General features: G+C 74.4%; 3 protein-coding genes and 1 pseudogene. 1 reads left to right on the top strand and 3 read right to left on the bottom strand.

Annotation, left to right across the window (positions count from 1 at the left end; translation table 11 throughout):
* Nucleotides 1-392, top strand: a pseudogene (locus MET9862_RS28710) (hypothetical protein); the annotation flags it as partial.
* A 19-nt stretch (nucleotides 393-411) separates the two neighbouring features.
* Here the strand turns inward: MET9862_RS28710 and MET9862_RS28705 are convergent.
* From MET9862_RS28705 to MET9862_RS28695, 3 genes are all read right to left on the bottom strand, one after another.
* Nucleotides 412-927, bottom strand: coding sequence for an MgtC/SapB family protein (locus tag MET9862_RS28705; protein ID WP_050772665.1), 516 nt, complete (start codon nucleotides 925-927; stop codon nucleotides 412-414).
* 129 nt (nucleotides 928-1056) lie between these two features.
* Nucleotides 1057-1569: an RT0821/Lpp0805 family surface protein gene (locus MET9862_RS28700; RefSeq protein ID WP_066923538.1), complete on the bottom strand. Its 513-nt coding sequence runs from the start codon at nucleotides 1567-1569 to the stop codon at nucleotides 1057-1059.
* A 140-nt stretch (nucleotides 1570-1709) separates the two neighbouring features.
* Nucleotides 1710-3056, bottom strand: coding sequence for a TolC family outer membrane protein (locus MET9862_RS28695; RefSeq protein WP_066923544.1), 1347 nt, complete (start codon nucleotides 3054-3056; stop codon nucleotides 1710-1712).
* Nucleotides 3057-3261 lie beyond the last annotated feature (205 nt).

Here is a 3261-nt window from a genome sequence, read left to right as displayed (position 1 = left end):
CGCTCGCGCCGACCCCGGCCGGCGTGCGGGCGGGCCGGCGTGCCGTCATGGCCGGGGCCGTGGCGCAGCCGGACCTCGGCATGCTGCTCAGCCCCGCCTCCGACTTCTGGACCCTGTCGGAATGCCGCGACCTCATCTTCCACGTCGAGGAGCACCGTTTCACGCTGCCCGGGATCGGCGCGATGCTGGAGGCCTGCGGGCTGGAATTTTTGGGCCTGGAGCCCGAACGCCCGTCGGACCGGACCCGGTTCGCGGCCGAGCATCCGGACCCGGCCGCGGCGCGCTCGCCGGCGGCGTGGCACGGTTTCGAGACCCGCCATCCCGACACCTTCGGCGGCACCTATCGGATCTGGGCGCGGCAGGCGCGCCAGGGCCGGACCGGTTCGCGCTGACTTCCGATCCCGGGGGGCATCATTCGCTGTGCCCGGCCCCGCCCGTGCCGGCCGGCCCTCCCCCCGGCTCGGTGCCGGCGCCCCGGTCCTGCGACGCGGCGGTCCGCGGCTTGCGCTTCAAGGGCGTCAGGAGGGCGAGGACCAGGAAGTTGGACAGGGCCGGGATGAGGCCAAGGTCGTAGTAGCCGAAGCCGACGGCCGCCCCGATCACGCCCACGTTCCACAGGCTCGCCGCGGTCGCGGTGCCGTGCACGTTGTCGCCCCCCTTCAGGATGGCGCCACCGCCGATGAAGCCGATGCCGGTGATGAGTCCCTGGAGGATGCGCGCCTGCTCCGGCGTGCGCGCGCCGAGGAGCTCGCTGGCGAGCAGGATGAAGCCGCAGCTGGCGATGGCGACGATGGGGAAGGTGCGCAATCCGGCGCTGCGCGCCTCGCGCTCGCGGTTCCAGCCGAGCGGGAATGCGAACGCGAAGGCGAGGCCCAGCCGCACCAAGTGGTTGGGAAGGTCTCCCCAGATGCCCCAGTACGAACCCATGATTCCTCGCCGGTGTGAGAACGCCCCGATGGTCCGTCCGCGCGTCGTGCCGCCGTTCCGAGGCGGGCCGCCAGCGGCGCGCCGACGGTGATCCTCGCGCCTGACGGAACCTTCCCGGAGCGGCCCGCATCAGGGCGAGCGGGGTCCGGTCGGCTCGGCGTCGCGCCTCGTTACGCCCTGACGGTCCGGCGCGCTGCTCCCGGGGTCGAGTTCCGTCACCTCCCAGTCGTCGCCGACGTTCTGGCAGGCCGTGCCGCGGATCCTGGCGGTGCGCTGCGCCTCTTCCACGGTGGCCAGGAAGGCGCGGCAGATCCGCCCCGCGCGTACGACCGGCGCGGCGGTCGGCACGACGCTGCCCTTCCGCCCGCTCGCCGGGTTGTCCCACCGGATGCGCAGGCCGTTCCCGCTGGGTTCCAACGCGAGGCCGAGGATGCCGCGCGCCCGGCGCCAATCCTCCGGGTCGAGCCCCGGGAACGCCAGGGGCGCCGTGCGCTTCGGGTCCTGCCCCGGCACGCCGGGAGAACCGTCGGCAGGCCGGGAGATCGGCAGCGAGATCGCGCAGGCCGGCAGCGCCAGGATCAGGAGCGCGGCGCCGGCGCGGGACAGGGGACGTGCGGTTGGCCGGAGCCGGGGATGGGACATGACGGTGCGCTCGGCGGTGTCTGGCGAAGGCGGGGGCGGGTCGGGGCGCGCCGGCGGTCCCGGACCGCCCGGCAGCCCCGGCCAGGGATGAGCGGGCGGCCCCGGGGCGCGGACCTGGCGGCGGAAGGTCTTCCGTCCCATCAGCGGCCATCCGGTGTGCGCACGCCGGACCAGAGGTCCTTGACCTGATCGAAGTGCGTCTTCGGGCTGTAGGCCGCCACCGGCACCGCGATGAAGCGGGCGGTCAGGCGCCCGATCTGCTGCACGACGCCGTAGGAGAACACCACGCGGTTGCGCTGGGCCTGGATCAGCTGCACGCGGGCGTTCAGGAGCTCCTGCTGCGCGTTCAGCACGTCGAGGGTGGTGCGCTGGCCGACGCGGGCCTCCTCGCGCACCCCGTCGAGCGCGACCTCGTTCGCCTGGACCTGCGCCTGCGAGGCGATGACCTGGGCCTTGGCGGCCTCCAGCTGGCCCCAGGCCGAGACCACGGCGGCGCGGATCTGGTCGCGCAGGAACTCGACCTGCAGGCGCGTCTGGCCCACGAGCTCCTTGGCCTGCCGGATCTGCGCGTATTCCGATCCGCCTTGATAGATCGGGACCGTGATGCGGCCCACGATCGAGGCGGTGCGGCCGTTGTCGCCGGGCTGCTCCTGGTCGTAGCGCTGGGCGACCTGGCCGGTCAGGCCGACCTGCGGGTAGAGCCGGCCCTCCAGCACCTTCACCTGCGCCTCGGCGGCATCGACCGCGTGCAGCGCCGAGGCGATCTGCGGGTTTTCCTTGAGGCCGATCTCGACCGCGGCGTCGAGGTTGCCCGGCACGGGGCGGTCAAGCGGGCGGCCCGGCGAGAGCTGGCGCGGCTCCACGCCGATGACCCGGCGATAGATGCCGATGCTGGCGCCCAGCTGCGACTCCGCCGCGCTCACCTGCGAGCGGGCGAGCGCGAGGCGCGCCTCCGCCTGGGCGACGTCGGTCCGGGTCAACGCGCCGACCTGGAAGCGGAAGGCCGTCTGGCGGAGCTGCTCCTGCAGGACGGCGACGTTGTTGCGGTTCAGCTCCAGCGTCGCGGTATTCTGAAGCACGTCCATGTAGGACTGGACCGCACTGAACAGGGTCGTCGTCTCGGTGAGGCGCAGGCTCTCGCGCTGGCCGAGCACGGTCGATTCCGCGCGCCGGGTGTTGTTGTCGGTCTGGAAACCGTTGAACAGCGTCTGGTTGACGGTCAGGCCGGCGCCGCCCGGCAGGGCGGTCCGCGCGAAGCGTTCCCCGCCCTCGACGCCCTTCTGTCGCTCGACCCCGATGTCGGCGTCGAGGCGGATCGTGGGGCGGTAGCCCGCCCGGGCCTGCACGATCTCCTCGTCCGTCGCGCGCAGGCCCGCCCGGGCGGCGTTCAGCTCCGGGTTCGCGCGGAAGGCGCGCGCGAGGGCACCCTCCAGGGTCTCGGCCCGCGCGCCCCCGGTGGCGCCGGCCAGAAGGAGCGCGGCGCACAGGCTGCAGGCCGCGCGGGTCCGCCGCGATCGGGCGCTCGGCGACGGGGAGGAAGGCCGGCGGGCACCGTGCGCCCCTGGCCGGGCGGAGGTTTCGGCGCCGGCACGACCCGGTGAACCTGCGGGTCTGGGCGCCCGGGCGGGGCGGACCGCCGCGGCGGACCATGGCCCGGCCGGATCCGACCCGCGCGACGGCTCCGGCGTACCG

Source organism: Methylobacterium symbioticum, from assembly GCF_902141845.1.
Classification (GTDB): Bacteria; Pseudomonadota; Alphaproteobacteria; order Rhizobiales; family Beijerinckiaceae; genus Methylobacterium; species Methylobacterium symbioticum.
The sequence above is the reverse complement of the archived record's forward strand: the minus strand, read 5'-3'. Positions and strand labels throughout refer to the sequence as shown.

Bases quoted from the DNA above. Each gene is read 5' to 3' on its own strand.
- MET9862_RS28705 (WP_050772665.1), bottom strand. From the start codon at position 927: ATGGGTTCGTACTGGGGCATCTGGGGAGACCTTCCCAACCACTTGGTG.
- MET9862_RS28700 (WP_066923538.1), bottom strand. From the start codon at position 1,569: ATGTCCCATCCCCGGCTCCGGCCAACCGCACGTCCCCTGTCCCGCGCC.